Origin of the sequence: Okeania sp. SIO3B5 (assembly GCF_010692555.1) — a bacterium.
Taxonomy (GTDB): Bacteria; Cyanobacteriota; Cyanobacteriia; order Cyanobacteriales; family Microcoleaceae; genus Okeania.
In genome coordinates, this window is record NZ_JAAHHG010000707.1 from 1 (window position 1) to 4,287 (window position 4,287).

Genomic DNA, 4,287 nt, shown 5'->3' on the forward strand with positions numbered 1-4,287 from the left:
TGGTCATCATATCCCTATAAAATTAAGTAATCTTTAATAAAAGTTTGCCATTAGGTTAAGTATAGTTTAAGCAAAAAAAAACACTCTTCGATCAAAATGTTGATATTTTTCCGGAGGCTCATTTCAGTTATCAGTTATCAGTATCTCCAACTGAAGTTAATTTTTTTTATTTTCTTAAAAGGGGAGGCTTAAGACCTTACTTTTTGGTCAATAATTGCTCTAATTATACTTGGTAATTAAAGATATGAAACGACGTAATTTTATAGGCTATACTCTACTATTTATTACAAGTTGTACTGCCACAACTAATAATACTAATAACTCACAAATACCAGAAAAATTACGATTTGCAGTAACAGAGGTTGTTGATGAGGAGAAACTACGACGTGATTATTAGCCATTTCGTGCTGCTCTAGAAGAAGTATTGGCAACAAAAATTGAGTTTTTTCCACTTGAAAGTTTGGCCATGGCCGCTGCCACTTTACAGTTGAATCAAGTAGATTTGTTACTTGCTGGGCCTTCAGAATATGTTGTAATTAGGGTTTGCTGAAAAAGTCTTTTAGTAAGGGCAGGAAACAGAAGACGGAATAAATAAGACAGGAGACAGGGGACGGCAGGGCTAATTCATTGTCGTCAGAGAATATTAATATGAAATACATTTAATTGTGCAAATATACAAATATCTCCATCTCCCTATCCCTCCATCAATTTTTCTAACCGTGACAATAAATAGACCCCGGGGGAAACGGGGAATGAGCGAGGAGGTAGGATTAGACCATCGGTTTGATTTAAAATTCTGATGTTGGGGGATGAGGGCAGTCTGGAAGATTTTAAACCAGGAAAAGTTGATGCCTGGGGAGGATCTGCTATAGACTATCAGTATCTACTACAAATAAAGGGTGCATCAGAAAAGGACTTTCCTATAATAGCTAAAACTACTTTGCTTCCTAGTGATGTAATTATTGCTAGTAGTAACCTAGACTCTCAATTGATTCAAGAATATCAAAACCTGATTGTTAATAATCAAAATAAGTTAATTACTGCTTTAGTAGAGGGAGAATCTACGAAAAAATATCAGGGTTCTAGTTTAGTAGCTGCTAATAAGGCTAATTATGATATTATTCGTGATGTTTATAAAGTGATTGGAGAAGGTGATTTAATAGCACCTTAAAGAAGGCAGCTATGGTGTTTGCGTAGCATTACCTAGGAAAGGGTATAAATATTGGTTTAAAGAGATAGAGTTTTTTTATCGCTCATTATCCGGATATGATATAATATTCTGCCCAGTTAAATACTTATATTTTGGACAAAGGAAGGCAGAGGGTAGAAGGGAGCTATGCTGTTTGTGTAGCATGACCTAGGAAAGGGAATATTGGGTTAAAGAGATAAGGTTTTTATAACTGATTATCCGGATATGATATAACTCAATATTTAAGCTGAGAAAAGACATAAAAAAATAGATAGGCAATGTATTTATGGTTGATTAACTCTAGTGGCAGCAGTTATTATATGCAGTTCTCATTAACATAGAATACAGAGATTTTGACTTAAAGACAGAGGGCAGAAGTTTTTGTAGTAAACATGAGTGAAAACCGTTATAAAATAGGTTTTAAATATTTAGTATTTGGGTGCATCTCATATTTGCTATTTGCAAAAATACTTTTTTCCTATTCCCTGTTCCCTGTTCCCTGTTCCCTAAAAGTGATAATTTTTTGGCTTTATTCAAAATTGAGATGCACCCAAATTAATGTGCTACTTTTGGAGATAATATGCTTTCATTAATGGATAATGGATAATGGATAATGGATAATTACCTCTGGTTAAAACCGCTTTTGATTGAAAATAAGGAAATATTATTTCTTCTCTTGGTAGATTGGATATGGCGAGGAGACCTCGTAATCCCTCGACCGCTTTTTTCCCCTTAAAAGGGGAGGCTTTAAACCAGAATTATTTAATTATATAATTATTAATTATTAATTATTAATTATTAATTATTAATTATTAATTATTAATTATTTGGTAATAGTCCTAATTTTTTAATGGTTTATTGACTTTGTAGAAGAAGAGTTAAAATAATATTTATGCAATCTGAAAAAACTGAAAATTTCCAATACATAGAAGTTACTTCTTCTATGCCACGGCGAAATAAAAATAGTATGTTCAAATTTTTGATTAAATTTAAGAGAAAAAATCAATTAACCAGGATAGCTAATTTATTCAAGGGTTTGAGTATTGCTAAAAAATTTGGTTATAGCTATGCTGTAGCAATAAGTGTTGCTGTAGTTGGAATAACTTTAGGGTTAGTTATTGCAGAAGAATATGAAAGGCGAATGCTACAAAAACTATATGTTGCAGATAAGCATAGCCATCTTCTCAATGATATGGAAAAAGCTGTTTTAGGGATGCGGTCTCATCCACAAAATTTAGTTCCGGCATTAGATAAAAAAATTTGGTTCGATTTTGAAAAAGCAAAATTTCTAGGATATGTTAATAAAGTTAGGGAAAATTTAGAAGAACTTGCTATTTTTATAGATAACCATCCTCAGGATCTAGCTATAGATATAAAGGAATATAGGCAACTATTACAATCATATAAGACGGCAACAAATTCATATTTTAATTATATCAATAATCTTTGGCAGCAAATAGATATTTCTAACTTAAAACAAGAGGAAGTTCTACAAGGACAGCAAATGATTATTACTGCATTGAGTAAGAATAAAGCTACTCAAATAGACCTACAATTCGATCGCCTCTCACAAGAACTAATTGCTATTGTGAAAGTAGCAGAAGCTCAAGATTATGAAGCTCATGCTGCTTTAAAAACGGTAACTCGGCTACAAAAAATTATTATTATTATTAGTATTTTAACTTCTCTAGGAATAGCAACATTTTTAGCCATTTATATAAGTCGTTTAATTGCTAATCCTCTAAAACAACTGACTGAAGTTGCTCAACAAGTAACAAAAAAATCTAATTTTCAATTACAAGCTACCGTAAATACAAAGGATGAAGTTGGATTATTAGCTACTTCTTTAAATCAACTTATTTTATGGGTAGGAGAATACACTCATCAGTTAGAAATGTCTCACAAAACTCTAGAAAATCGTGTAGAAGAACGTACTATTGAACTAACTCAAGCACTTCAAAAACTTAAACAAACTCAATCTCAACTTGTTCAAACAGAAAAAATGTCTAGTTTAGGAAAAATGGTGGGTGGAGTTGCCCATGAAATTAATAATCCAGTTAGCTTCATTTATGGTAATACTGAGTATGCAAAACAATATGTTCTTGATTTATTACAGTTAATAAATTTATATCAGCAGCATTATCCTCAGCCCAAACCAGAAATTCAAGATTATATTGAAGAAATTGATTTAGATTTTTTAGTTGAAGATTTTTTAAAAGTTTTATCTTCAATGAAAACTGGGGCAGAAAGAATTAAGCATATTGTTCAATCTTTAAGAAATTTCTCTCGCCTTGATGAGTCAGAAATTAAATTTGTTAATCTCCAAGAAGGGATTGAAAATACTCTTGTAATTTTAAATAATAAAGTTCAGCACATAAAAGTACTTAAAAACTATGGAGAATTATCTTTAGTTGAATGTTATCCAGCCAAAATAAATCAAGTATTTTTAGATATTATTTTTAATGCTGTTGATGCAATCAATCAATTAGTATCCCAAGAGCAAAATCTTCAACTAAATTTTGTTCCTACTCTAAAAATTAAGACTGAAACAATAGAGAACGAGCGAGTTAGAATCAGTTTTTGGAATAATGGTCCTGTCATACCACCGAAGATTATAGAAAAATTATTTGACCCATTTTTTACTACAAAACCTGTTGGTCAAGGTACGGGTTTAGGATTAACAAATTGTTATCAGATTGTGCAACAGCATTGTGGTCAAATTGAAGTAATTTCTAATTCTGAGCAAGGAACAGAATTTACTATTATTTTACCGACTAAAATGTCCGATCAAAAAAATAGTATCGGAGACATTAGTTCTGTTTTCCAGAGGGGACACATGATATGATATACAGCACTTCCTGTTGTTATGAGGTACTTATGCTTATGGTTTTAAGGCAGAAGGCAGAAGGCAGAAGGCAGAAGGCAGAAGGCAGGAGGAAAGAAAAGGTTGAAAGAGATGAAGTTTTTTATCATATCAAATCCGTTTAATTGGACATAAAAAAATTCTTCAATCGTCATAACTATGCTCATCTTTGTAATTCTTTCTCCTCCTGACTCCTGACTCCTGACTCCTGACTCCTCCTAACTTAACCATTCTA

At 32.0% G+C, this 4,287-nt stretch carries 4 protein-coding genes; all 4 read left to right on the forward strand.

Annotation, left to right across the window (positions count from 1 at the left end; translation table 11 throughout):
• Window positions 1-244: 244 nt before the first annotated feature.
• On the forward strand, window positions 245-397 hold the full coding sequence (locus F6K54_RS41225) for a hypothetical protein (protein ID WP_293090283.1): 153 nt from the start codon (window positions 245-247) through the stop codon (window positions 395-397).
• A 27-nt stretch (window positions 398-424) separates the two neighbouring features.
• Complete coding sequence (locus tag F6K54_RS41230; RefSeq protein ID WP_293090284.1) at window positions 425-550, forward strand: hypothetical protein; 126 nt, start codon at window positions 425-427, stop codon at window positions 548-550.
• Between the two features lie 249 nt (window positions 551-799).
• Window positions 800-1,171 carry a hypothetical protein gene (locus tag F6K54_RS41235; protein ID WP_293090285.1) on the forward strand — a complete coding sequence of 124 codons (372 nt, stop codon included), beginning with the start codon at window positions 800-802 and terminating at the stop codon, window positions 1,169-1,171.
• A gap of 910 nt (window positions 1,172-2,081) precedes the next feature.
• Window positions 2,082-4,034 carry an ATP-binding protein gene (locus F6K54_RS41240; RefSeq protein WP_293090286.1) on the forward strand — a complete coding sequence of 651 codons (1,953 nt, stop codon included), beginning with the start codon at window positions 2,082-2,084 and terminating at the stop codon, window positions 4,032-4,034.
• The last annotated feature ends 253 nt before the right edge of the window (window positions 4,035-4,287 follow it).